This is a genomic window from Ruegeria sp. SCSIO 43209 (assembly GCF_019904295.1).
Taxonomy (GTDB): domain Bacteria; phylum Pseudomonadota; class Alphaproteobacteria; order Rhodobacterales; family Rhodobacteraceae; genus Ruegeria.
Window position 1 is genome coordinate 3425052 of record NZ_CP065359.1, and the last position, 23048, is coordinate 3448099.

Here is a 23048-nt window from a genome sequence, read left to right on the forward strand (position 1 = left end):
ATCAAGAAGGTCGGAGCAACGCCCTGTCATTCTTAATATGTCGTTGCAGCAAAGTATGGATTTGTCTTCCGCGTTTTGGAATCTGGCGGGCTGCGATTGGTTGATGGTCTGGCAAAGCTAACTCTGGGAAGAGCGCAACAATTTCGGCCAGCGCCTCGGGCTGTATTCCTTTCAAGGCTTGCTTGCCTGTGAATAGGCTTTCTGACGGCGCGCCTTCCGCCAGCACGATCTCATGCCGGTCGAACAGAATATGGAAATACACCACGCCCTGAGCTGTCTCGTCGACGGTTATGCCGGGTATGCCGACCAGCTTATGGGCTGGGACCAGAACCTCTTCGCTGTCGAACATGCGAACGGCGATACTCGAACGGATCAACATGCGATGCTGCGGTGAGACCAACAGATCACGTCGCGGCAGGTTGCTTCCCAGGCTGCCCGCTGTGATTCGGATCGGGCGCAGCTTGGGATTGAGCGCAAATTCAGACCTATCCAGAGCGCGCGCGCCGATCCAGCGAATTGGTTGTGGCCCATGATCCAAGGTGACAACCATGTCACCAGCGGAAAGCGTTTCTATCGCGACATCACCATCAGGTGTCGCGATAAGCGTTCCGGCTGAGAAACAAGGAACATCAACGATGGAACCGGGGTCAGTCGTGTCCGGTGCGTTGCTCGGTGTAACGTTGACGACGCTCATCGAATACGTCACCCCGGGATCTAGGGGCTCAGAGGTTATGTAGCCAGCGTTGGTTCCTTCAACCTCGACAAGGTACACAGTGATTGTCCCACCGCCGGGATTCGTCAGAATGTAGGATTCTTCCAGATAGATGTCGCCGCTCAGAAACGTTGTCGAACCATCAAGGTTTGTTACCGTTCCGATCTGTGTATCGTCGTCGCCATTTTCGTTGTTGAATCTGTCGCCGTTGAAAACATCCCCGGTATCGGGAACTGGCGGGCCAAACCCATTTCGAATGAAACCACCGGCCTCGTCCTCAACATTGAATACCCTTCGGTCTGTCGCGGGGTCATAGCTTGCGTCCAGGGTGATCGTATCAGGCCCAATTGTATTCACCGTAATGACGCCGGGTGCGTATCCGATGTATGAGTAGTTCGCCATTCTTTAACCACCACGCTTCAGGTGCCATCTAAGCACCTCTATTCACCGATAAATCGAGAACGCTCGCTTCAACTTTTCGAACGTCCGGAAACATGCTGTTCTAAGTACTATTTTTCAAGGCAATCTGAGGGCATTTTAGTGATACTGACGCAATTATGACCACAGGTGTCCAATTCCGCGCTTACTTTGGCATGCTTGACTTTCGTTAAGGCAGCCCTGCGACCCACCCGCCATTGTCATCAGACTAGCTAATCTGCGCAAAGGAGAGCGCAATGCGAGAAGTCATGACAAAGAGCATGGCTCGCAACATATTCTATGGCGGGTCACTGTTCTTCATCCTCATCTTCCTGGCCCTGTCGGCCCACTCGCACTGGTACATCGTCAACTCCGAGAATTCGGCGAAGCTTGATGACAGTGTGGTTCGGGGCAAACATGTCTGGGAAAAACATGCCTGCATCAACTGTCACACGATCCTGGGCGAGGGCGCCTACTACGCGCCGGAAGTCGGGAATGTGATGACCCGCTGGGGTGTGCTGGACGACCCGGAATCGGCCTTTGAAGCGCTCAAGGGCTGGATGGAGGCGCAGCCGACCGGCATTCCCGGTCGTCGGCAGATGCCCAATTTCAACCTCAGCGACGAAGAGATCCGCGATCTGACCAACTTCTTGATCTGGACGGACAACATTGATGCGCAGGGCTGGCCGCCCAACGAGGCAGGCTGAGAAAGGGAACGGAGCAATGAAATACGAATCCCAAAAAATCGCCTACGCCTACTTCGCAGTAGCGATGGCCCTGTTCGCGGTACAGGTAATCGGCGGCCTGCTAGCCGGTTTCATCTATGTATTCCCGAACTTCCTGAGTGAGCTTCTGCCGTTCAATATCGTACGGATGCTGCACACCAACTCTCTGATCGTCTGGCTACTGCTGGGCTTCTTCGGTGCGGCCTACTTCCTGATCCCCGAAGAGACCGAGCGCGAGATTCATTCGACCAAGCTGGCCTATCTGCAGTTGATCATTCTTGTGGTTGGCACGCTGGGCGTGGTCGTGACCTATGTCTTCAACCTGTTCGAAGGCAACTGGCTGCTGGGCAAAGAGGGGCGCGAGTTCCTTGAACAACCCAAATGGGTCAAGGCGGGCATCGTCGTGGCCGCGCTGATGTTCCTTTACAACGTGTCACTGACCGTTCTGAAGGGCAAGAAGACGGCAATATCGAGCATCCTTGTTCTGGGCCTCTGGGGTCTGGCGCTGCTGTTCCTGTTTGCTTTCTACAACCCGGGCAACCTGTCGCTCGACAAGCAATACTGGTGGTATGTCGTCCACCTATGGGTCGAAGGCGTATGGGAGCTGATCATGGCCTCGATCCTGGCCTACCTGATGCTGAAGCTAACGGGCGTTGACCGTGAGGTGGTCGAGAAATGGCTCTATGTCATCGTCGCCGCCGCGCTGTTCTCGGGCATCCTTGGGACAGGTCACCACTACTATTGGATCGGTACACCCGGCTATTGGCAGTGGATCGGTTCGATCTTCTCAAGCCTCGAGGTGATCCCGTTCTTCGCGATGATGGCCTTTGCCTTCGTCATGGTCTGGAAGGGCCGTCGTGACCACCCTAACAAGGCTGCTCTGCTGTGGTCACTGGGCTGTGCAACGCTTGCCTTCTTCGGTGCCGGTGTCTGGGGCTTCCTGCACACGCTGCACGGGGTGAACTACTATACCCATGGCACGCAGATTACCGCAGCCCACGGTCACCTGGCTTTCTACGGTGCTTATGTCTGCCTCAACCTGGCGATCTTCAGCTATGCGATGCCGATCCTGAAGAACCGTGATCCCTACAATCAGGTTCTGAACATGGGCTCGTTCTGGCTTATGACCAGCGGCATGGTCTTCATGACCTTCGTCCTGACCTTCGGTGGTACCGTGCAGACTCACATGCAACGTGTGGTCGGTGACTACTTCATGGACGTGCAGGACCAGATCGCGATCTTCTACTGGATGCGTCTTGGCTCTGGTGTGGTCGTGGTCCTTGGTGCGCTGCTGTTCATCTACTCGATCTGGGTGCCCCGGAAAGAGGTGATTGAACCCGGTGCCTCTGAAACCCCGGCGGAGTAATGGATATGGATGGCTCCATGAAACTGAATGAGGGGGCGGCGAACGCCCCCTTCTACCTCGCCCAAAGCGATGAATGCGATGTGTTCACCGCCGCCTACAACAACGACCTGCCGGTTTTGCTGAAAGGTCCAACAGGTTGCGGTAAGACCCGCTTTGTGGCCCATATGGCCGCCAAGCTTGGCCGCCCGCTTTACACCGTGGCCTGCCACGATGACCTCGCCGCCGCCGACCTGATCGGTCGCTACCTGTTGAAGGGCGGCGAAACCGTCTGGGTTGATGGCCCTCTGACTCGTGCGGTGCGCGAAGGCGCGATCTGCTACCTTGATGAGGTGGTCGAAGCCCGCAAGGACGTCACCGTTGTGCTGCACCCGCTGACCGATGACCGGCGCATCCTGCCGATCGACCGCACCGGTGAAGAGCTCGAGGCCGCGCCCGGTTTCATGCTGGTGGCCTCGTACAACCCCGGATACCAGAATATCCTGAAAACCCTGAAACCCTCGACCAGGCAGCGGTTCATCTCGCTGGAATTCGACTTTCCGTCGCCCGAGATGGAGGCCGAAGTCGTCGCGCAAGAAAGCGGTCTGCCGCTTGAACGCTGTAAACCGCTGGTACGCCTTGCAGGAAAGTTGCGCGGGCTTAAGGGTCAGGACCTTGAGGAAGGCGTGTCCACCCGTCTGGTCGTTTATGCCGCGACGCTGATCGCACAGGGCATGTCCACCGACCGCGCCATCCTCGCCGCAATGATCGAACCTCTGACTGATGATGAGGATATCAAACGCGGGCTCCTCGATCTTGTCACGGCTGTCTTTGGGTGAGGCCGGCCGATGGTCAGGATCGATTTTGAGCCATGGGAACCCGAAGAAACGATCGGGAAACTGTGGCACACCCTTGCCAGTCGCCTTGATGCACCTGAAGTGCATGATGGAGCCGCGGTTGACCTCTCAGAGGTCGCAGGGCGGCTGGCAGTCCTCTTTCGAGGACTTGGGGGTAGTCCGGGCGTAGAATTGCGCCCGGTCTCGCCCGAGATTTCGCGCCACCGTCTGGGGTGGCGTCGTCGTCTGGCAACCGAGGCCGAGATGATGCCGCGTGCGTCGTTCGATGGCGAAGTTCTGCGTTTGCCGGATCGGCTGGCGGTGTTTCCCGCGCGTGAAGCCAACGGTGCGCTTTATGTCTGGCTGGCCGCCGCCGCTGCACATGCCGGAACTCGTATCGACGAAGACGACCCGTTGCGCGCCGACCTGCATGCGCTTGTCGCCGCCCGACAGATGGTCGAGGCGGCGTTGCACAACGCCCCCGGCCTGCGCCCGCTTTATACCGAGCTGTGCAAGGGCGTGCTGTATCAACGCGACATTTCCGGGCTGCCACCCGTCGAGGCAGCGGTTGAAGAACTGGTCCGCCACATGCTGGGCGACCCCGCGCCTTTGTCGCCAAAGGTTGAACATCTTCTAGCGTTGGATGACGACCTCACCGCCCCGCGCGGCTATCAGCATTTCCGGCCTGTCCCGCTGTGGCCCGAGTTGCGCCCGGTCGGGTTCTCCGAACATAACGAAGTGGAGAACCCCGAAACCGAAGGACCGCCCGAGGAATCCGGCGAAAAAACCCACCGTGCCCGCCGCCGCAAATCGGATCAGGCCAACCGCAGCGACAGTTTCATCCTGCACAAGTTCGAAGCGATCCTCAGTTGGGCTGAGTTCCTGAACATCAACCGGCGCATCGACGATGACGATCCTGATAACGCCAAGAAAGCCGCCGATGATCAGGAAGAGATTGGCTTGGGTCAGATCTCGAAGGCGCCGCCGACCAAACTGAAACTTCATCTGGACCTCGCTCCGGAGGACGTGAACCGCGAACGCCTGTCGGGACGGGTTTTGTATCCCGAATGGGACGTGCGCATCGGCCAATACTTGCCCGATCATGTCAACGTTCTGACCTCGGATGCCGAGATTCGCGAAGATGCCGCCGAGTTCGGCAAAGACCCCGCCACTGCCCGCCGCATCCGCGCCGTGAAACGCCAGTTCGAGGCGCTGCGCCCGGGCCGCGTGATGACGCGCGGTCATCTGGATGGTGATCAATTGGATATCGAGGCAGCCGTTCGGGCGCAGGTAGACCGTTGTGCCAATGGCGAAGGCACCGAACGTATTTGGATGCAATCGCGCCCCGAGGCGCGCGATTTGGCGGTGTCTATCCTGCTGGATGTCAGCCGCTCGACCGAAAGCGCCGTCACAGGCCGCGCCGTAATCGACATTGAACGCGAGGCTCTTGCGGCACTCGCCTGGGGTCTGAACGCCTGCGGCGACGATTTCGCCATCCACGCCTTCAGCTCGCTGAAACGCCAGCGGGTTTATGTGCAGCGCTGTAAACGCTTCGATGAGCCGATGGGTAGTTTGGTGGAACAGCGCATCGCCTCGCTGCGCCCCGGCCACTATACCCGCCTCGGCGCCGCAATACGCCATTGTTCCGCCGATCTGGCCGGCCAATCGCGCAAACGCCGGTTGCTATTGATCATCACTGACGGCAAACCCAACGACCTGGACCATTACGAGGGTCGCCACGGTATCGAAGACACCTGCATGGCCGTGCGCGAGGCGCGTAGGGCAGGGCAATCGGTCTTTGGCGTTACCATCGACAAAACCGGCAAAAGCTGGTTCCCGCGCATGTTCGGTCAAGGCGGCTTCGCCGTCATCCCCGACCCGCACCGGCTGATCATGGCCCTGCCTCAGATCTACCGCCAACTGGTTGGAGCATGAGTGACGCCTCATTGATCGATGAGCTTCCGGGCGAGCTGCTGATGTGGGTTCTGATCATCTCGGAATTGCTGGTTTTCGGCGCGGGCCTGATTGCCTTTATGGGCGTGCGCCTGACCGACCCGACAGGATTTGCCGAGGCTCAATCGCACCTTTACCGGACAGGGGCAGCGCTCAACACGGTGGTGCTGGTCACCTCGGGCTATCTGGCGGCGCAGGCGCTGCAGTGGCGAAAAATCGCGCGCCGGGGCGTGGCTCGAATGGCCTTGATCACTGCCGCCGCGCTGGGTGTCGTGTTCCTGATCATCAAAGGTGCGGAATACGCGGGCAAAGCTGCACAGGGGATCACCCATGAGACCCACCCATTTTTCCTGTTCTATTATCTGCTGACCGGGTTTCACGCCGCACATGTGTTGGCAGGGGTCGGTATCCTGCTGCTGGTCGCCTGGCGTGACGATCCACGCAACATTGAGGCAGGTGCACAATTCTGGCACATGGTCGATCTGGTCTGGATCCTGCTTTTCCCCGTGATCTACCTGCTGGGATAATTCCGATGCCTGCAGCACCATCTTTTCCCAAATACTGGCGAAGGGCGCTCCATAATTCGCTCACACGTGCATGGCTGACCCTTTTGGTGCTCAGCGTCGCATCAGCACTGCTGACTGTGCTGCCCATCCCGCCAGCCGTTCTGGCGGGGTGTATTCTGGTCCTCGCACTGGCGAAATGTCGCGTTATCCTGGCTTGTTATCTTGATCTCGTAAACAGCCCGGCCTGGCTGCGAGGTGTCACCATGGTGCTGACGGGCTTTGCCATCATTGTCTTCGCCCTCTACCTGATCTGACTCAAAAAACGCCGCCTCCGGGGAGACGGCGAAGTATTACGCTAGGGGGCGCTTCTTGGTTACTGGGCTGCCATCGGCATGCGCGCAATCTGACAGCGTTGCCAGAGGGTGGACAGCGCGCCAACCAGATGCTCGATATCCTCATCCGTATGTACCGGAGACGGCGTGATCCGCAGACGCTCGGTCCCTTTTGGTACGGTGGGATAATTGATCGGCTGAATGTAGATGCCGAACTCTTCCAGCAGCGTGTCCGAGATGAACTTGCACTTCACCGGATCGCCAACCATCACCGGGATGATGTGGCTGGGGTTAGGAATATGAGGAATACCTTCCGCATCCAAACGAGCCCGAACCTGCGATACACGGGCTTTCTGCAGGTCGCGTTCAGCATTCGATTGTTTCAAATGCCGGATCGAGGCCGCGGCCCCGGCCGCGATCGATGGTGGCAGGGCGGTGGTAAAAATAAACCCGCTGGCGAAGCTGCGCACGAAATCGCACAGCGCAGCCGAGGCAGCAATATACCCGCCCACCACACCGAACGCTTTACCAAGCGTGCCTTCGATCACCGTCAGGCGATCCATGAGGCCTTCTCGTTCAGCGATACCACCGCCGCGTGGCCCATAGAGGCCAACGGCATGAACCTCATCCAGATAGGTCATCGCGCCGTATTTGTCGGCGAGATCGCAAATCTCTTTGATGGGGGCGATGTCACCATCCATCGAATAGACCGACTCGAACGCGATCATCTTTGGCGCATCGGGATCAGCTGCGGCCAGTTTGGTTTCAAGGTCATCCAGATCGTTGTGTTTCCAGATCACCTTCTGCGCCCGCGAGTGGCGGATGCCTTCGATCATCGAGGCATGGTTCAGTGCATCAGAGAATACGATCAGGCCGGGGATTTTCGCGGCGAGAGTGCCAAGGGCTGCCCAATTCGAAACATACCCGGAAGTAAACAGAAGCGCGGCTTCCTTTCCATGCAGATCGGCCAGTTCGGCCTCAAGCAGCACGTGGTCGTGAGTGGTGCCTGATATGTTTCGCGTGCCCCCGGCCCCCGCGCCACAGCGATCCAATGCGTCATGCATTGCATCGATAACAGATGGGTGCTGACCCATGCCAAGATAGTCATTCGAACACCAGATCCGCACATTTCGCTGGACAGATCCATCCGTCTGACGTGCGTTCGGGAAAGAGCCACAGCGACGTTGCAAGTCTATGAAAACACGATAGTTCCCTTCATCCCGAAGGTCACTGAGGCTTTGATTGAAATAACGCTCGTAGTCCATGTTACGTGCTCCCCGGAATACTGGCTTTGAGCCGAGAATAGGGCAGCGAACCAAGCCGCAACATGACAATAGTCAAGTTTAGACAACATAAAACTATGGTGCACAACTGCCGGCTCTGGCATAGCGTGGAACAGGGATGGACCGACCGCGCCCATGCGCCGGCAGGAAATAACAGGGGTATTCTCTTGTCTCACGAAGCACAAAAAGCGATCGCACGTCAGTCGCTGCTGCTGCGCAGTTTACCGGAACAGCATGTGGAAACACTGCTGAGCCACGCGATCTGGCGTCAGTATGACCGTGGTGAGACAATATTCCTGCAGGAGGAAAAAGCGCAGGCCATCCACGTCGTGCTTGAGGGTTGGGTCAAGCTGTTCCGCATGACCCCCACCGGGGCCGAAGCCGTCGTGAGCGTCTTCAAACGTGGTGACAGCTTCGGTGAGGCCGTAGCTCTGCGTAACGTTCCCTATCCTGTATCCGCCGAGGCCGTATCGGCCTGTGATGTCATGCATATCCCCAGTCCGATCCTGATCTCTTTGATGAGAGAGGACCCTGAGATCGGTATTTCTATTCTGGCCGCGACCTTTACCCATCTTCACTCGTTGGTGGCGCAGCTAGAGCAACTCAAGGCTCAGACCGGAGCGCAACGCGTGGCCGAGTTTTTGTTGAATCTCTGCGACAGCGACAAAGGCGGATGCGAGGTTTTGCTGCCCTACGACAAGATGCTCATCGCAGGCCGTCTGGGGATGAAGCCGGAAAGCCTGAGCCGGGCGTTTTCGCGGCTCAAGGCGGTGGGTGTGAAGATCAACCGCAACCACGCCGAAATCTCGGATATCGCGCTTTTGCGGGACTATGCGGAAAGCGATCCGGCGGAAAACTGGGGGCGGTGACCCCGGAATTGCCGCCGGGCCCGACCAACCACTTCAGACGGTTGCGCCCTTGCGGCGAATGGCGGTGCCCAGACTTCCGGCGCAGAGACCAACGATAATTGCGATCAGCAGCGCTATCGTTCCAACGTGGGAAATCTGCCAACCGGCAAAGAGCAGAGGCGCGATTAGGCCAACCAATCCACCCATCAGTGCACCCAACCAGTATTGGCGCGTCATCATTCCCAGTGCCAGACCCAGAATGCCGGGCAGACCCAGTACGTTACCGCCGATGGTTCCAAGTATCTCTAACATCTCAGTCCCCACCTTGTTCCGAGCTTTTGTTCAGGAACGCGCGGATGTCGTCCCCTGATGCTGCAGCGTGTTCCTGCAGAACCTCACCATCTACCTCTTTCGCAATCTTCTCATACGTTTCCAAATAGTTGGGTGGGAGACTGTGTGCGATGCCCTGGTGGCAATCGATGCAGGTCATGCCGGTGTCGATTGCGCGCTGGTGTTCGCTGGCTGCGCGGGTTTCCTGAAGGGTGAAGTCCATATAGTCAAAGTTGTGGCAGTTGCGGCATTCCCGGCTGTCGGATTCCTTCATCTTCTTCCATACGGCCGACGCCATGGAAAGACGATGGTCCTCATACTTCTCTTTCGTGCTGATGGTGCCTGCCAGTTCGTGGTAGACGTCCTTCACGGCCATGATCTTGGCCTTGATCTTGTGGTTCCACTCGTCCGGGACGTGGCAATCGGAACAGATGGCCCGCACGCCGGAATCGTTATTGTAATGGACCGTTTCCCGATATTCGCCCAGATTGGTTTCCATCGTGTGGCAGGATACGCAGAACTCTTCCGTGTTGGTCAATTCCAGTGCCCAGTGGAACCCACCCCAGAACAGGATGCCTGCCAGAAACCCGGCCAGTAGTGTAAAGCCGACACTGAGGACGGCGATCGGGCTCCAGAACCAGGTCCAGAGGCGCCGGATGAGCCCTTGTTTTTCTTGGGAGTCGGACATGTCACGCTCTCCTTTTCGACCTGAGTTTAGTTTCCGGAGGAAGGTTCAAAAGTGTTGTCGACCAGCGGCAGCGCATCGGCCTGCGGCACGTGGCACTGATTGCAGAAATACCGTGTGCCGGCGATCTGATCCAACTCTCGCCCTTCGCGGTCCAGATAGTGAGTCATCGACAACGTCGGAGCGTTGCGCTCACCAGCCTTGGTCCAGTCATGGCAGGAGAGGCACTGATTGGTGCGCAGGTCGATCTGGTACTGTTCGATCGAATGTGGGATCAGCGGCGGCTGCTGGCGATAATTACGCTGCATTCGGCCTTCGACTGTCCGATGCACCTGATCCAGAACGGCGGGCTCATCGACTTCGGCACCGCGTAGGCTGTTAACTCCGGCAGACTGCGCGAGGGCCAGGCCACCGAGGAGCAGCGGCGGGATCAGGGCAAGGCCCACTAGGATCGGCTTTTTCATCTTCTCACTCCTTCAAAAAGGTCTTGAGGCGCGCGGCTGGGGCGCGGCGGTTGATTCCGGTGGCGCGACGGTCAGGGCGTCGAACCGATGGGTGAATTTGAAAACGTCTTCAGCGCAGACATCGATGCAGCGACCGCAATTGGTGCAGTCGGGCGACAGGATCAGCGGGTTGTCTTTGCCTTTCAGCGCCGGAGAGATCACATGGTTTTCCGGGCAAACCGCGTAGCAGTCCATGCAATCGTCACAGGCGTTGCGATTGGCGGCGCTGACCCGCAGCATCGCCTTGCTGCCCACCAGTCCGTAGAATGCGCCTACGGGGCAGACATGGCCGCACCACCCATGGCGCGAGACAAGCAAGTCAAACAGGAAGATCGCGGCGACCATCGCCCAGACGAAGCCCATGCCAAAGATCAGTCCGCGATGCAGCATGGTGATCGGGTTGACCAGTTCCCATGCAATTGCGCCGGTCAGGCCGGACACGACCAGCACGGTGGCCATGATCCACAGCCGCGTTCCGCGTTTGGGCTGCCAGCCTTTTTGCAGGCCCAGCTTGCGGTGCAGCCAGTGCGCGCCGTCGGTTACAGGGTTGATCGGGCAGACCCACGAGCAATAGACGCGGCCTCCGACCAGCGCGTAGGTAACCAGAACGATGACGGCACCAATGGCGGCGGTCAGCTCGGGCCAGTGCCCTGCGATCAGACTTTGCAGAAAGACAAACGGATCGGTCAGGGGCAGTACGCCTAGGGTCAGCGACCCGGCCAGAGTGCCCTGCACGATCCAGAGGCCGAACCACGGGCCCAACAGGAACAGTACCAGGAAGAACACCTGGCTGGCGCGGCGCAGCAGCAGGTATTTATGGGCACTCAGCCAACCTTTGGCGGCGATAGCTTCATGCCCCAGCGGCATGTTTGTGCGGACGGTCATTGAGTGACCTCCGGCAATTTGAAGCTGGGCTCAAACCCGCCCGGTGCGACAAGGTTATCGGTGCCCGGTCCCGGCAGGCGATCAGGCAAATCGATGATACCTTCGACGACGGGCGCGCCTTTGGCTTCTTTCTCTTCCCAGCCCTTGCGGTAATGGTCGGCGCTGCTGCCCCGGGCCAGTCGGGCGGGCAAAACCTTAATTGCGGCTTCAGGAAGAACGCAGCTTTTCTCGCAAACGCCGCAGCCGGTGCAATGATCGGCGTGAACGGTCGGAATGAAGATCGCGTGGCTGCCTGAGCGGGCATTATGCTCGGTTTCTAGCGTGATTGCCTCGTCGATGACGGGGCATACGCGATAGCAGACGTCGCAGCGCAGGCCGAGGAAGTTCAGGCAGTTTTCCTGATCGACCAGAACGGCCACGCCCATCTTGGCGTCGTCGATATTGTCCAGCCCGGGGTCCAGTGCACCGGTCGGGCAGGCCGCGACGCAGGGGATGTCGTCGCACATCTCGCAGGGAACATCACGGGCGGTGAAATACGGCGTGCCGGTGGCCACCGCATCGACACCCAGCTCGGCCAGTTTCAGCGTGTCATAGGGACATTCCCGCACGCACAAACCGCAGCGAATGCAGGCTGATAGAAAGTCTTTTTCCGGCAAGGCACCGGGAGGTCGCAATGCTTCGGCCGGCAACGCCCGTGCGTCCCGCGCCAGCCAGGCCAGCAAGGACCCTGCTGCGACGCAGCCACCCGCTGCGCGCGCCGAGTCCTGCAGGAACCGGCGCCGCTGCGGCGAAAGGGGTGTGCCAACACGAGACATGGGGACGACCTTTGCCTTGCCAGCCTTTTACGCGCGCTCGACCTTACAGGCGCATTTCTTGAAGTCGGTCTCTTTCGACAGCGGGCAGGTTGCGTCTAGCGTCAGCTTGTTGGTTAGCTGGCCTTCGTCGAACCACGGCATGAACACCAGACCACGCGGTACTTTGTTCCGGCCTCGGGTTTCGACACGGCTGTTGACCTCGCCGCGGCGGGTAGACAGAACGATCTCCTGTCCGCGCCGCAGACCACGCTCGCGCGCATCATCCGGGTGCATGTAGACAACGGCGGCGGGATAGGAGCGGTGCAATTCGGGCACGCGGCGGGTCATCGAACCTGAATGCCAATGTTCCAGCACACGCCCGGTGCAGAGCCACAGGTTGAATTCCTCATCCGGTACCTCGGGGGCGGGTTCGTATGGCGCGAAGATGATCTTGGCCTTGCCGTCCTTATGGCCATAGAATTTCACGTCTTCGCCTTCAGGCACATACGGATCATAGCCTTCTCGGAAGCGGTACAGTGTTTCCTTACCATCCACGACTGGCCAGCGCAGGCCACGCGCCTGGTGGTAGGTTTCGAATGGGGCCAGATCGTGCGCGTGGCCGCGCCCAAACTCGGCATATTCCTCGAACAGGCCCTTTTGCACGTAGTAGCCAAAGTGCTCGGACTCGTCGTTGTCGAATCCTTCTGCGGTCTCTGACAGCGGGAACTTGTCGATCGTGCCATTGGCGAACAGCACGTCATACATGGTCTTACCACGATGTTCTGGCATGGTCGCCAGCAGTTCCTCGCCCCAAACCTCTTCAACGGTGAAGCGTTTGGAGAACTCCATCAACTGCCACAGATCGGATTTCGCTTCGCCCGGAGCTTTGACCTGTTGCCGCCAGAATTGGGTGCGACGCTCGGCGTTGCCATAGGCGCCTTCCTTCTCGACCCACATGGCGGTAGGCAAGATCAGGTCAGCCGACAGGGCTGTTACAGTAGGATAGGGATCGGAGACGGCAATGAAGTTCTCCGGGTTGCGATAGCCGGGATAGCCTTCTTCGTTGATATTGGGCGCGGCCTGCATGTTGTTGGTGCACTGCACCCAATAGGCATTCAGATCGCCGTCCTTCAGCTTGCGGTGCTGCAAAACGGCGTGGAATCCGGGTTTGGGTGGGATGGTGCCCGCAGGAATTTTCCACGCGGTCTCGCAAATCTCGCGGTGTTTATCGTTTGCCACAACCATATCAGCCGGCAGACGGTGAGCGAAGGTTCCGACCTCACGTGCCGTACCACAGGCCGAAGGTTGACCGGTGAGCGAGAAGGGCGAGTTTCCGGGTTCGGAAATCTTACCCACCAGCAGGTGCACATTGTACATCAGCGAGTTCACCCACGATCCGCGAGTATGCTGATTGAAGCCCATGGTCCACAGGCTCATCACTTTGCGGTTGGGGTCGGCATATTGCTGGGCCAGACGCTCAAGCTGAGCGGCAGGAACACCGGAGAGTTCCGATGTGTATTCCAGCGTGTATTCCGATACCGCTTCGGCATATTCTTCGAAGCTGATCGGCTCCATCTTGCCAGAGTTTGGATTCTCTGCCTCTTCCTGCAGCGGGTTGTTATCGCGCAGTCCATAGCCAATATCGGTGGCGGTCTTGGTGATGTTGACGTGTTTGTTGACGAACTCTTCGTTCACCGCGCCGTTCTGGATAATGTAGTTGGCGATATAGTTCAGGATCGCCAGATCGGTCTGCGGCGCAAAGACCATTCCATTGTCGGCCAACTCGAACGAGCGGTGTTCATAGGTCGACAGTACATGCACTTCGGATCCCGGTTTGGTCAGACGTGTGTCGGTCAGGCGTGACCACAGAATCGGGTGCATCTCGGCCATGTTCGAGCCCCAGAGCACGAATGTGTCTGCGTGCTCGAAATCGTCATAGCAGCCCATTGGTTCATCAATGCCGAAGGTGCGCATGAAGCCGACAACCGCCGAGGCCATACAGTGGCGCGCGTTCGGGTCGATGTTGTTGGACCGGAAACCAGCCTTCATCAGTTTGGCAGCGGCGTAGCCTTCCCAAACGGTCCACTGGCCCGAGCCGAACATGCCGACACTGGTCGGGCCTTTCTTGGCCAATGCCTCTTTCCACTTGGCAGCCATGACGTCGAAGGCTTCGTCCCAGCTGACGGGTTCGAATTCACCGTTCTTGTCATATTCGCCGTTGGTTTTGCGCAGCATCGGCGTGGTCAGGCGGTCTTTGCCGTACATGATCTTGGACAGGAAATAGCCCTTGATACAGTTCAGACCGCGGTTCACCGGCGCATCCGGGTCGCCTTGCGTGGCGACCACGCGCCCGTCTTTGGTGCCAACCAGAACCGAGCATCCGGTGCCGCAGAACCGGCAGGCGGCTTTGTCCCAACGGATATCAGGGTTGCCGACCTGAGCGCTGGCTTGTCCGGTCGCAAGGGGAAGTCCTGCGGCTGATGCTGTCGCAGCGGCGGCGGTTGATTTCAAAAAGGTCCGGCGGGATTCAGAGATGGTCATGACATGGGTCTCCGGCTTTAGATCTGGCGAGAAGCGTTAAGGTGCGGACGGGTCTCCGCGAGGTCTTCGAAATGGTGGTAGGTCAGGGTCAGAGAGATCACACCCGGGATCTGGTGCAGATCCATGATCGTCTCGGACGCCATTTTTTCCGGCGTATCCTCGACCACAACAACAATGCGGCCATCCTCGGATGCCGCGTGAACTTCTGCCCCGTTTGTACCTGCAATCGCGGCCTGTGCACTCTGCGTGGTTTCGGGGGTTACATGGACGAGGCATCCACAGATATTCATAAGGCTACCTCCTGAGTGGGCGGGGTGTGGCGTTCAAAGCTGACAGAACCGGCAGGACAGGCGCTGGCACAAGCGCCACAGCCGGTACAAATATCGGTGTCAAGTTGCGGTTCAGCACGACCACCGGTTTGCAGCCGAAAGCGGATCGCATTGTGGTCGCAGACATCCTGACAGACCCGACAACTGACACCATTCATCGACAGGCAAGAGGCCGACACCGCAGCGCGCCAAGGCCAATCGGCCACGTGTTCAGGATTCAGCGCCCCGGTCGGGCAAGCGTTGGCGCAATCACCGCAAAAAGTGCAGGGGCCTGCATCCAATTGCACAACAGGCCAGCCTTGCGCGTCGAAACGGATGATATCTTCAGGGCAGGCCTCGCGGCATTCGTCGCATTGGGTGCAAAGCTCAAGAAACTCGGTCACCGCACCCGGTGGGTGGATGGCTGATGTATCCTCGCGCAGCACTTTCCCTTTCAGGAATGCGCGTCGGCTGGCTAGCTTGTTCATTCGCTCGCGACCTTTGAGTGATCGACAGGGGTTGGCCTGCCTGACTCGGGTGTTAGCGTAGCACAGCGTGTAAGGAATTGACCTAGATCATTTTTGAACTGCTTATTTTTTCAGCATCCAGGGGCGGCAACACCCGAATATCAGGCGCGTTTCTCACCGATTGTAGCAACGCCAAGAACCGAAAGCACCTTTGCCTCGATCTGTTCTGCGTTCATTCCTGCGACGGCGTACATATCCGCCGGGCTCGCCTGATCGATGAAGATATCCGGCAGCACCATCGAGCGATACTTCAACCCTTCGTCAAACACGCCCTCATCCGCAAGCAATTGCGCAACATGGCTGCCAAAGCCGCCGATGGCCCCTTCCTCGATGGTGATCAGTGCCTCGTGATTGGCAGCCAGATCAAGGATCAGGTCCCGATCCAGCGGTTTGGCAAAGCGTGCATCGGCGATGGTGGGCTTGATCCCGCGCGCCGACAGCGCCTCTGCTGCTTTCTGCACTTCGGCCAGCCGCGTACCGAAAGACAGCAGCGCCACCCGGGCACCTTTCTGGATCAATCGGCCCTTGCCGATCTCCAATACTTCTCCGCGCTCGGGCAGATCAACGCCCGCTCCTTCGCCGCGAGGATACCGGAAAGCGATCGGGCCATCGTCATGTGCCGCCGCAGTGGCGACCATGTGCATCAATTCGGCCTCATCTGCAGCCGCCATGACAACCATACCCGGAAGGTTGGCCATGTAAGCAATATCAAACGACCCCGCATGGGTCGCACCGTCTGCCCCAACCAGACCCGCACGGTCGATGGCAAATCGCACCGGCAGGCGTTGGATCGCCACATCATGCACAACCTGATCATAGCCACGCTGCAGGAAGGTTGAATACATCGCACAGAAAGGCTTCATCCCCCCGGCGGCCAACGCAGCCGAGAAGGTCACGCCATGCTGTTCGGCAATCGCTACGTCGAAACAGCGCGACGGATAGCGCTCGGCAAACAGGTTCAGCCCGGTCCCGTCCGGCATCGCGGCTGTAACCGCGACGATCTTGTCATCCCGCGCTGCTTCATCGACCAGTGTCTTGCCAAAGACCGAGGTATAGGAAGGCGCGTTCGAAGGCGCCTTTTTCTGCTCGCCCGTCACCACATCGAACTTGGCGGTCGCGTGACCCTTGTCGCGGGCCTGTTCGGCGGGGGCATACCCCTTGCCTTTCTTGGTCAACACATGGATCAGGATCGGTCCGCTTGCCTTCGCCTTGACCGCACGCAGAACCGGCAGCAACTGGTCCAGATCATGCCCGTCGATGGGGCCGAGATAGGAAAAGCCGAGCTCTTCAAATAGCGTCCCACCCATAGCCATGCCTTTCAGCATATCCTTGGCGCGCTTTGCCCCTTCGCGGAAGGGTTCCGGCAGCAACGATACCGCACCTTTGGCAGCAGCTTTCAGATCGTGAAATGGTTCTTCGGCATAGATGCGCGATAGATAGTTCGACAAGGCGCCCACTGGTGGTGCAATGCTCATCTCATTGTCATTGAGAATTACGATCAAGCGTTTCTTCAGATGGCCTGCATTATTCATCGCCTCAAAGGCCATACCGGCGGACATAGAGCCATCGCCGATCACAGCGATCGCATCGCCCAGCCCTTCAGGCGTAACGCCGCCTAGATCACGCGCGACAGCAAAGCCTAGCGCGGCACTGATTGAGGTACTGGAATGTGCAGCGCCGAATGGATCATAGGCGCTTTCACTGCGCTTGGTGAATCCGCTTAGGCCGTCTTTTGTGCGCAGGGTGCGAATTCGGTCCCGGCGTTCTGTCAGAATCTTGTGCGGATAACACTGGTGACCTACGTCCCAGATGATCTTGTCTCGTGGCGTGTCGAATACCGCGTGCAACGCCGTGGTCAGCTCGACGACACCCAGACCCGCGCCCAGATGCCCTCCGGTCACCGACACTGCTGAAATCGTCTCGGCCCGCAACTCATGTGCGACCTGATGCAACTGCGCATCTGAAAACTGCTTCAGATCCGCTGGGCGGCTCACAAGGTCCAACAAGGGCGTATTCGGGCGGTCAGACATTTGGCGTTCCTGGCTTAGCTGTCCCGGGCAATAACGAAGCGGGCAGCCTGCTTCAAGGTTTCTGCAGCGGAGCCATGTTCGTCCAGCGCAGCACAAGCCTGTTCCACAAGCTCAATTGCACGGGATCTGGCGGCGTCCAGACCCAGTAGCGAGACAAAGGTCGCCTTGCCCGCCTCGGCGTCTTTCTGCAGCCGCTTTCCGGCCTTTTCGGCATCTCCTTCGACATCCAAAATGTCATCCGCGATCTGAAAGGCAAGCCCAAGCGCCTGGGCATATTGGCGCAAGGGGGTGGGATCGGCCTGCGCCAATCGCGCACCCGCGCAGGCGGACCATTCGATCAACGCACCGGTCTTGCCCGCTTGCAGATGTGTAATCTCATCCAGTGTCAGCGGCTCCGCCGCCGTCTCAGCGGCGATATCCAGCGCCTGACCCAGAACCATACCCTGTGCGCCGCTCGCTTTTGCCAGTGTTAGAGCCAATTCAGCGCGTATTTCAGCGTTTCCAACCTCTGGCCGAGCGCAAAGCTCAAACGCAAGTGTCTGCAGCGCATCCCCGGCCAGAACGGCGGTGCCCTCATCCCATTTCACGTGCACCGTCGGGCGTCCACGCCTCAGGTCGTCATCATCCATGCAAGGCAGGTCGTCATGGACCAGAGAGTATGCATGCAGCGCTTCGATACCCGTCGCTGGCCAGATTGCCCGAGCTGTATCGACGCCAAGCAACCGCGCGCTTTCCAATACCATAAACCCTCGCAGACGCTTGCCGCCCTCGGTGGCATAGGCCATGGCCCGTGTCACATCCAGATCATCCAGCGCGCTCAGAACCAGATCGAAATGGCTCTGAATCAGCGCGGCATCCTGTGCCAGCTTTTCACGAAACATTTACTGACCTTCGACAGGCGTCGTCCCGGTTGGCTGACCACCTGCGTCCAGAGTGATCGCGGCCACTTTTTCCTCAGCACGCTTCAGCTCATCCTCGCAGCGCTTCTTCAATGCGGCGCCACGTTCGTACAGCGCAATCGATTGATCCAGCGCCACATCACCACGTTCCAACTGGCCAACCACGGCCTCAAGCTCTTTCATCGCTTGTTCGAACGTCATCTGTTCAACTGGGGTATCGGTCATCGTGCTGCCTTTATCAGTTCTTCCACATGGGCGCGTGTCGCCTCGGCCAATGCGTTCAGATCATAACCGCCTTCCAGAGTCGAGACGATACGGCCATCACACACTTCATCGGCAATCTTGCACAGCTCCGCCGTGATCCAGGCGAAATCGCCAGTGGACCAATTGAGATTGGCCAACGGATCATCCTGATGCGCATCAAACCCAGCGGATATAATGATCAGTTCCGGCCTGAACGCCCGCAGACGCGGAAAGGCTTGCGCCTCATAGGCTGCCCGCATCTCGGCCCCACCCGTGCCCGGAGCCAGTGGTATGTTCAAAACGGTCTCATAAGCACCGGTCTCATCCGGGCGGCCCGAGCCCGGCCATAAGGGCATCTGCTGGCTGGTAATCACCAAAGCGCGTTTCTCATCCCACAGCAGGTCTTGCGTGCCATTGCCATGATGCACGTCGAAATCCACCACTGCCACGCGGTTCAACCCGTGATGATCCAACGCGTGCTTTGCAGCCAGCGCGGCATTCCCAAACAGGCAGAACCCCATGGCCGTCTCGGTCTCGGCATGATGCCCCGGAGGCCGAATAGCGCAAAACGCGTTCGGCGCTTCGCCGCCCAGAACTATATCAACGGCCCGCACGGCGGCACCTGCCGCACGATAGGCTGCATCAACAGATCCCGGAGACATGAACGTATCCCCATCAATCTGCTTGAACCCATCCGGGGGCCTATGGTCGAGAATATCGCTGATATGGTTCTGCGGATGCACCCTTAGCAGATCATCATCCGCCGCCAACGGCGCCGTCACACGCTGAAGATCCAGCCCCTCAAGCGCATGCAGGATATGCTCTAACCGCGCCACCCGTTCCGGATGTCCCTCAGGTGTCACATGGTTCAAACAATCTGCATGGGTCAATAGGGCGGTTTTCATCAGGATCCCATTTTCATCTGGCTAAAAATACCTTCGCCGAAGGCTTAAAATCGCCGCGTAGCGGCAAAATCAATCCGGTGCCAACATATACCCTGCACCCCGTACGGTCTGCAGATACCGGGGTTGCTTCGGATCTTGCTCAAGCTTACGACGCAAGCGGGTGATCTGTACGTCCACAGCGCGCTCCTGTGCCTGACCTTTGTCACGCCCTAGATCTTCGACCAGCTTGGCACGGCTGATCGGTTCGCCGGGTTGAGCCGAGAATATTTTCATCAACTGGCTTTCGGTCGCGGTTAGGCGCACCGGGTCTTCGCCCTGCCACATCTCACCGCGTTCGATATCATAGCGAATGGGCCCAAGATGTAGAATCTTCGCCGCCGTGTCCTGTGCAGGTGTCTCTGGCATCCGACGCAGAATGGCGTTGATCCTCAGCAGCAACTCTTTCGGCTCGAATGGCTTGGCCAGATAGTCATCCGCACCCGCCTCAAGCCCGGCAATCCGATGCTCGGTCTCGCCCTTGGCCGTCAAAAGCAGGATCGGGGTGGAATGGGTGTCGCGCAGGGATCGGGTCAGGCTAACGCCGTCTTCGCCGGGCATCATCACATCCAGTACAATCAAGTCGAAATCGAGCCCCGACAAAACCCGCCGTGCGTGCGCTGCATCCCGCGCCGCGGTTACAAGAAAACCGCTGCGCATCAGGAATTTCTTGAGCAAATCACGAATACGCTCGTCATCGTCGACGATCAGAAGATGGGCGTCCATTTCGCTCATGAAGTCGTATCCCGCAGTTTCGTATATGCACGACGCATATCAGCATCCATCATCGCTTCAAGCACTTTGCGAAACCCGGCCACCGCTTCGGGGCCCGCATCTTTGTAGGCCGCACGCATCCGGGCGCGCTGGGCGTCAGATAGTTTGGCCTCGAGTGCCTTTCCCTTATCCGTCAGAAATAGGTGGCGTTCTCGTTTGTCCACTGTCCCGACCCGGCTTTCGACCAACCCATCTTCAATCAGGCTGCGCAAGACGCGGTTCAGCGATTGCTTCGTGACACCCAATATGGCCAGCAAATTATTGACGGTTGTTCCCGGCGCACGGTTGATGAAGTGGATGGCCCGGTGATGCGCCCGGCCATAGGCCAATTCAGTCAGGATGCGATCAGGATCAGCGGTAAAACCTCGATAGGCAAAAAACATGGCCTCGATGCCCTGCCTCAGTTGTTCATCTGTCAGAAACAACAGGCTTTCTCCGCCAAAGACCGGGGCGGGACGGATGTCGGTCATGTTGGGCCTCATTCGCAATATAATCTGACTTTATGTCAGCCTTATTGACATTCCAAGAGCGCACAGGTATCGAATCGCAGTTTTTGCGCAACATTGTGTCCGATACGGACCTAAACGGCGCAACATTTGGAAATATCGACCGGTTCAGGAGGTTTCGCATGGCTGGATATGACGATCGCGACGGTGTCATCTGGATGGATGGCGAATTGGTGCCCTGGCGTGAGGCCAATGTGCACATCCTGTCCCACGCGATGCATTATGCGTCTTCGGTGTTCGAGGGTGAGCGCGCTTACAACGGCAAGATCTTCAAGAGCCGCGAACATTCCGAACGCCTGATCGCGTCGGCAGAGGCGCTGGATATGCCGATGCCATACTCGGTCGATGAGATCGAGGCCGCCAAGGAAGAAGCGCTCAAAGCCAGTGGTCTTCAAGATGCGTATGTACGTGCGCTGGTCTGGCGCGGTTCGGGCGAGGATATGGGTGTGGCGTCCGCCAAGAACCCGGTTCGGATGGCCATCGCTGTTTGGCCTTGGGGTGCCTATTACGGTGACGCTAAGATGCAAGGCGCCAAGTTGGACATTGCCGAGTGGAAACGACCCAGTCCGGAAACCATTCCAGTCCATGCCAAGGCAGCAGGTCTTTACATGATCTGCACCATTTCCAAACACAAAGCTGAGGCCAAAGGCTGCTCGGACGCTTTGTTCATGGATTATAATGGCAACGTCGCCGAGGCGACGGGGGCAAATGTCTTCTTCGTTAAGGATGGCGAAGTGCACACCCCGCTGGCCGATTGCTTCCTCAACGGCATCACTCGTCAGACGGTGATCCAGATGCTGAAAGACAAGGGCATCACTGTTCATGAACGTCGGATCCGTCCCGAGGAGATGGCCGATTTCGAGCAATGCTGGCTGACTGGCACTGCAGCCGAGGTTACACCTGTCGGGCAGATAGGCGATTATACCTTCGAGGTTGGCGATCTGACCCGCGAAATCGCCGAAGATTACGAGAAATTGGTCCGCGCGTAAGTTAACACCGTATTGAACCCCCGCTCAGGCGGGGGTTTTGATTGCAGATCATGCAAATATGCATGCAGATCGTTCGAAGGTATGGACGCTGCCGGGCCAAGCCGTATCGTTGGCTCATGTTAGATCTTCTCAGCGATATCCTTACACGCCTGTCTCTGCGTGGCACATTTTATTTCCGCACATCCTTTACTCCGCCGTTTGGGATACAGGTGCCGGGCTTCGAGAACGTGGCCCGGTTTCACTTTGTGCAACGCGGTGAATTGAAGGTGCACCTGCCAACAACCGGCGAGACCTTGCGGTTGCGGCAGGGTGATCTGATTCTTATTCCCCACGGTGCGCCGCATGCGCTGCTGTGTAATGAAGTCAAACCCTATGATGCCTTGCCCCTTGAGCGGGTGTTAGAGCTGTCAGGCTACAAAGGCGATGGTGTCCTGGTTTATGGCGGTGAGGAAGACGAGCGCGATACGCAACTGATTTGCGGACATTTCTCATTCACCGGGCCAGCCGGGCGAAACGGAACCGGTCATATGCTGATCGACCGGTTGCCACCTTTTATACTGATCGAGAATTACGGTGAAGAAGCGGGTGCCTGGATCGAGGCGACATTGCGTATGATCGGATCTGAAGTGTCCGGTGCTCGTATCGGCGGTGACCTGATCGCGCTGAAACTGTCCGAAGTGCTGTTTGCGCAAGCGATCCGGGCATACCTTGAACATCAAAGTCCTCATGATGCCGCGCTTGCCGGATTTGCCGATCCGCGCATCTCGCGGGCGCTGACAGCATTTCACCAGTCTCCGGCGCAGGAGTGGAGCGTTGCGATGCTCGCGCGAGAAGCAGCAATGTCACGCACCGCATTTGCGCAGCTTTTCTCACAAAAGATGGGGACTACCCCGATGCAGTACCTGACGGACTGGCGGATGCAGATCGCGTGCCATGGGTTGACCGAAAATCGCTGGAACGTTGCGGATGCCGCAGCAGAAGTGGGATACGCGTCCGAGGCTGCGTTTTCACGCGTGTTCAAGAAGCAGGTCGGACTGTCGCCCGCCGCGTACCGTGCGATGCACTAATCGTACTGATCAATTGAACGATCTGCAATAAATGCAAAACGAACTGAGATGTTGCGTTCAATCGCGCGCCCC

At 58.3% G+C, this 23048-nt stretch carries 25 protein-coding genes; 9 read left to right on the forward strand and 16 right to left on the reverse strand.

Annotated elements, in window-relative coordinates:
• Position 1: 1 nt before the first annotated feature.
• Positions 2 to 1114: a Hint domain-containing protein gene (locus I5192_RS22555; RefSeq protein ID WP_255611991.1), complete on the reverse strand. Its 1113-nt coding sequence runs from the start codon at positions 1112 to 1114 to the stop codon at positions 2 to 4.
• Positions 1115 to 1386: 272 nt separating this feature from the next.
• Here I5192_RS22555 and I5192_RS16990 point away from each other — a divergent pair, with 272 nt between their 5' ends.
• From I5192_RS16990 to I5192_RS17015, 6 genes are read left to right on the forward strand one after another with little or no spacing between them, the layout of a single operon-like run.
• Positions 1387 to 1836, forward strand: a complete 450-nt coding sequence (locus tag I5192_RS16990) for a cytochrome c (protein WP_170398152.1) — start codon at positions 1387 to 1389, stop codon at positions 1834 to 1836.
• 16 nt (positions 1837 to 1852) lie between these two features.
• Complete coding sequence (locus I5192_RS16995; protein ID WP_170398155.1) at positions 1853 to 3220, forward strand: cbb3-type cytochrome c oxidase subunit I; 1368 nt, start codon at positions 1853 to 1855, stop codon at positions 3218 to 3220.
• A gap of 5 nt (positions 3221 to 3225) precedes the next feature.
• The gene (locus I5192_RS17000; RefSeq protein ID WP_170398158.1) at positions 3226 to 4035 is read left to right on the forward strand and encodes a CbbQ/NirQ/NorQ/GpvN family protein; all 810 of its coding nucleotides are present in this window, start codon (positions 3226 to 3228) and stop codon (positions 4033 to 4035) included.
• Positions 4036 to 4044: 9 nt separating this feature from the next.
• Positions 4045 to 5967, forward strand: coding sequence for a nitric oxide reductase activation protein NorD (locus I5192_RS17005; RefSeq protein ID WP_223117364.1), 1923 nt, complete (start codon positions 4045 to 4047; stop codon positions 5965 to 5967).
• The gene (locus I5192_RS17010; RefSeq protein WP_223117365.1) at positions 5964 to 6512 is read left to right on the forward strand and encodes a cytochrome c oxidase subunit 3; all 549 of its coding nucleotides are present in this window, start codon (positions 5964 to 5966) and stop codon (positions 6510 to 6512) included. The genes I5192_RS17005 and I5192_RS17010 overlap by 4 nt, the downstream gene beginning before the upstream one ends.
• Positions 6513 to 6517: 5 nt before the next feature.
• Positions 6518 to 6805, forward strand: coding sequence for a cytochrome C oxidase subunit IV family protein (locus I5192_RS17015; RefSeq protein WP_223117366.1), 288 nt, complete (start codon positions 6518 to 6520; stop codon positions 6803 to 6805).
• Between the two features lie 59 nt (positions 6806 to 6864).
• On the opposite strand, the gene hemA is transcribed toward I5192_RS17015, so the two are convergent.
• On the reverse strand, positions 6865 to 8088 hold the full coding sequence (gene hemA / locus I5192_RS17020) for a 5-aminolevulinate synthase (protein WP_223117367.1): 1224 nt from the start codon (positions 8086 to 8088) through the stop codon (positions 6865 to 6867).
• Positions 8089 to 8273: 185 nt separating this feature from the next.
• On the opposite strand from hemA, the gene I5192_RS17025 reads away from it, so the two are divergent.
• Entirely contained in the window at positions 8274 to 8975 is a 702-nt protein-coding gene (locus I5192_RS17025) for a Crp/Fnr family transcriptional regulator (RefSeq protein WP_170398170.1), read from the forward strand.
• Between the two features lie 33 nt (positions 8976 to 9008).
• Here I5192_RS17025 and I5192_RS17030 read toward each other — a convergent pair whose 3' ends face one another.
• The 14 genes from I5192_RS17030 to I5192_RS17095 all read right to left on the reverse strand — a co-directional run bounded on the left by I5192_RS17030 (position 9009) and on the right by I5192_RS17095 (position 20884).
• Entirely contained in the window at positions 9009 to 9266 is a 258-nt protein-coding gene (locus I5192_RS17030; protein WP_170408114.1) for a hypothetical protein, read from the reverse strand.
• Between the two features lies 1 nt (position 9267).
• On the reverse strand, positions 9268 to 9972 hold the full coding sequence (locus I5192_RS17035; protein ID WP_170398176.1) for a NapC/NirT family cytochrome c: 705 nt from the start codon (positions 9970 to 9972) through the stop codon (positions 9268 to 9270).
• 26 nt (positions 9973 to 9998) lie between these two features.
• Entirely contained in the window at positions 9999 to 10433 is a 435-nt protein-coding gene (locus I5192_RS17040) for a nitrate reductase cytochrome c-type subunit (protein WP_170398181.1), read from the reverse strand.
• 12 nt (positions 10434 to 10445) lie between these two features.
• Positions 10446 to 11357, reverse strand: a complete 912-nt coding sequence (gene napH, locus I5192_RS17045) for a quinol dehydrogenase ferredoxin subunit NapH (RefSeq protein ID WP_170566662.1) — start codon at positions 11355 to 11357, stop codon at positions 10446 to 10448.
• Positions 11354 to 12172, reverse strand: a complete 819-nt coding sequence (gene napG, locus I5192_RS17050) for a ferredoxin-type protein NapG (RefSeq protein ID WP_223117368.1) — start codon at positions 12170 to 12172, stop codon at positions 11354 to 11356. Before napG ends, napH begins: the two co-directional genes overlap by 4 nt.
• Before the next feature lie 27 nt (positions 12173 to 12199).
• A complete protein-coding gene (gene napA / locus I5192_RS17055; RefSeq protein ID WP_170636638.1) occupies positions 12200 to 14692 on the reverse strand; it encodes a nitrate reductase catalytic subunit NapA in 2493 nt (830 codons plus the stop codon).
• A gap of 17 nt (positions 14693 to 14709) precedes the next feature.
• Positions 14710 to 14982: a chaperone NapD gene (locus I5192_RS17060; RefSeq protein WP_170425561.1), complete on the reverse strand. Its 273-nt coding sequence runs from the start codon at positions 14980 to 14982 to the stop codon at positions 14710 to 14712.
• Positions 14979 to 15488 carry a ferredoxin-type protein NapF gene (napF, locus tag I5192_RS17065; protein WP_170408124.1) on the reverse strand — a complete coding sequence of 170 codons (510 nt, stop codon included), beginning with the start codon at positions 15486 to 15488 and terminating at the stop codon, positions 14979 to 14981. Before napF ends, I5192_RS17060 begins: the two co-directional genes overlap by 4 nt.
• 140 nt (positions 15489 to 15628) lie before the next feature.
• Positions 15629 to 17557, reverse strand: coding sequence for a 1-deoxy-D-xylulose-5-phosphate synthase (gene dxs / locus I5192_RS17070; RefSeq protein ID WP_223117369.1), 1929 nt, complete (start codon positions 17555 to 17557; stop codon positions 15629 to 15631).
• A gap of 14 nt (positions 17558 to 17571) precedes the next feature.
• A complete protein-coding gene (locus I5192_RS17075; protein WP_223117370.1) occupies positions 17572 to 18438 on the reverse strand; it encodes a polyprenyl synthetase family protein in 867 nt (288 codons plus the stop codon).
• Entirely contained in the window at positions 18439 to 18681 is a 243-nt protein-coding gene (locus tag I5192_RS17080) for an exodeoxyribonuclease VII small subunit (RefSeq protein ID WP_170613140.1), read from the reverse strand.
• Entirely contained in the window at positions 18678 to 19604 is a 927-nt protein-coding gene (locus I5192_RS17085) for a histone deacetylase family protein (RefSeq protein ID WP_223117371.1), read from the reverse strand. The genes I5192_RS17080 and I5192_RS17085 overlap by 4 nt, the downstream gene beginning before the upstream one ends.
• Before the next feature lie 69 nt (positions 19605 to 19673).
• Complete coding sequence (locus tag I5192_RS17090) at positions 19674 to 20375, reverse strand: response regulator (RefSeq protein ID WP_170513633.1); 702 nt, start codon at positions 20373 to 20375, stop codon at positions 19674 to 19676.
• Positions 20372 to 20884, reverse strand: a complete 513-nt coding sequence (locus tag I5192_RS17095; RefSeq protein ID WP_170398209.1) for a MarR family winged helix-turn-helix transcriptional regulator — start codon at positions 20882 to 20884, stop codon at positions 20372 to 20374. Before I5192_RS17095 ends, I5192_RS17090 begins: the two co-directional genes overlap by 4 nt.
• 158 nt (positions 20885 to 21042) lie before the next feature.
• Between I5192_RS17095 and I5192_RS17100 the strand changes: the two genes are divergently transcribed.
• Together I5192_RS17100 and I5192_RS17105 are read left to right on the forward strand one after the other, a co-directional pair.
• Positions 21043 to 21909 (forward strand): branched-chain amino acid aminotransferase, encoded by an 867-nt coding sequence (locus I5192_RS17100; protein ID WP_170398212.1) that lies wholly within the window; start codon positions 21043 to 21045, stop codon positions 21907 to 21909.
• Positions 21910 to 22025: 116 nt separating this feature from the next.
• Complete coding sequence (locus I5192_RS17105) at positions 22026 to 22976, forward strand: AraC family transcriptional regulator (RefSeq protein ID WP_170408132.1); 951 nt, start codon at positions 22026 to 22028, stop codon at positions 22974 to 22976.
• Positions 22977 to 23048: the final 72 nt, after the last annotated feature.

Bases quoted from the DNA above. Each gene is read 5' to 3' on its own strand.
- I5192_RS22555 (WP_255611991.1), bottom strand. From the start codon at position 1,114: ATGGCGAACTACTCATACATCGGATACGCACCCGGCGTCATTACGGTG.
- I5192_RS16990 (WP_170398152.1), top strand. From the start codon at position 1,387: ATGCGAGAAGTCATGACAAAGAGCATGGCTCGCAACATATTCTATGGC.
- I5192_RS16995 (WP_170398155.1), top strand. From the start codon at position 1,853: ATGAAATACGAATCCCAAAAAATCGCCTACGCCTACTTCGCAGTAGCG.
- I5192_RS17000 (WP_170398158.1), top strand. From the start codon at position 3,226: ATGGATGGCTCCATGAAACTGAATGAGGGGGCGGCGAACGCCCCCTTC.
- I5192_RS17005 (WP_223117364.1), top strand. From the start codon at position 4,045: ATGGTCAGGATCGATTTTGAGCCATGGGAACCCGAAGAAACGATCGGG.
- I5192_RS17010 (WP_223117365.1), top strand. From the start codon at position 5,964: ATGAGTGACGCCTCATTGATCGATGAGCTTCCGGGCGAGCTGCTGATG.
- I5192_RS17015 (WP_223117366.1), top strand. From the start codon at position 6,518: ATGCCTGCAGCACCATCTTTTCCCAAATACTGGCGAAGGGCGCTCCAT.
- hemA (WP_223117367.1), bottom strand. From the start codon at position 8,088: ATGGACTACGAGCGTTATTTCAATCAAAGCCTCAGTGACCTTCGGGAT.
- I5192_RS17030 (WP_170408114.1), bottom strand. From the start codon at position 9,266: ATGTTAGAGATACTTGGAACCATCGGCGGTAACGTACTGGGTCTGCCC.
- I5192_RS17035 (WP_170398176.1), bottom strand. From the start codon at position 9,972: ATGTCCGACTCCCAAGAAAAACAAGGGCTCATCCGGCGCCTCTGGACC.
- I5192_RS17040 (WP_170398181.1), bottom strand. From the start codon at position 10,433: ATGAAAAAGCCGATCCTAGTGGGCCTTGCCCTGATCCCGCCGCTGCTC.
- napH (WP_170566662.1), bottom strand. From the start codon at position 11,357: ATGACCGTCCGCACAAACATGCCGCTGGGGCATGAAGCTATCGCCGCC.
- napG (WP_223117368.1), bottom strand. From the start codon at position 12,172: ATGTCTCGTGTTGGCACACCCCTTTCGCCGCAGCGGCGCCGGTTCCTG.
- napA (WP_170636638.1), bottom strand. From the start codon at position 14,692: ATGACCATCTCTGAATCCCGCCGGACCTTTTTGAAATCAACCGCCGCC.
- I5192_RS17060 (WP_170425561.1), bottom strand. From the start codon at position 14,982: ATGAATATCTGTGGATGCCTCGTCCATGTAACCCCCGAAACCACGCAG.
- napF (WP_170408124.1), bottom strand. From the start codon at position 15,488: ATGAACAAGCTAGCCAGCCGACGCGCATTCCTGAAAGGGAAAGTGCTG.
- dxs (WP_223117369.1), bottom strand. From the start codon at position 17,557: ATGTCTGACCGCCCGAATACGCCCTTGTTGGACCTTGTGAGCCGCCCA.
- I5192_RS17075 (WP_223117370.1), bottom strand. From the start codon at position 18,438: ATGTTTCGTGAAAAGCTGGCACAGGATGCCGCGCTGATTCAGAGCCAT.
- I5192_RS17080 (WP_170613140.1), bottom strand. From the start codon at position 18,681: ATGACCGATACCCCAGTTGAACAGATGACGTTCGAACAAGCGATGAAA.
- I5192_RS17085 (WP_223117371.1), bottom strand. From the start codon at position 19,604: ATGAAAACCGCCCTATTGACCCATGCAGATTGTTTGAACCATGTGACA.
- I5192_RS17090 (WP_170513633.1), bottom strand. From the start codon at position 20,375: ATGAGCGAAATGGACGCCCATCTTCTGATCGTCGACGATGACGAGCGT.
- I5192_RS17095 (WP_170398209.1), bottom strand. From the start codon at position 20,884: ATGACCGACATCCGTCCCGCCCCGGTCTTTGGCGGAGAAAGCCTGTTG.
- I5192_RS17100 (WP_170398212.1), top strand. From the start codon at position 21,043: ATGGCTGGATATGACGATCGCGACGGTGTCATCTGGATGGATGGCGAA.
- I5192_RS17105 (WP_170408132.1), top strand. From the start codon at position 22,026: ATGTTAGATCTTCTCAGCGATATCCTTACACGCCTGTCTCTGCGTGGC.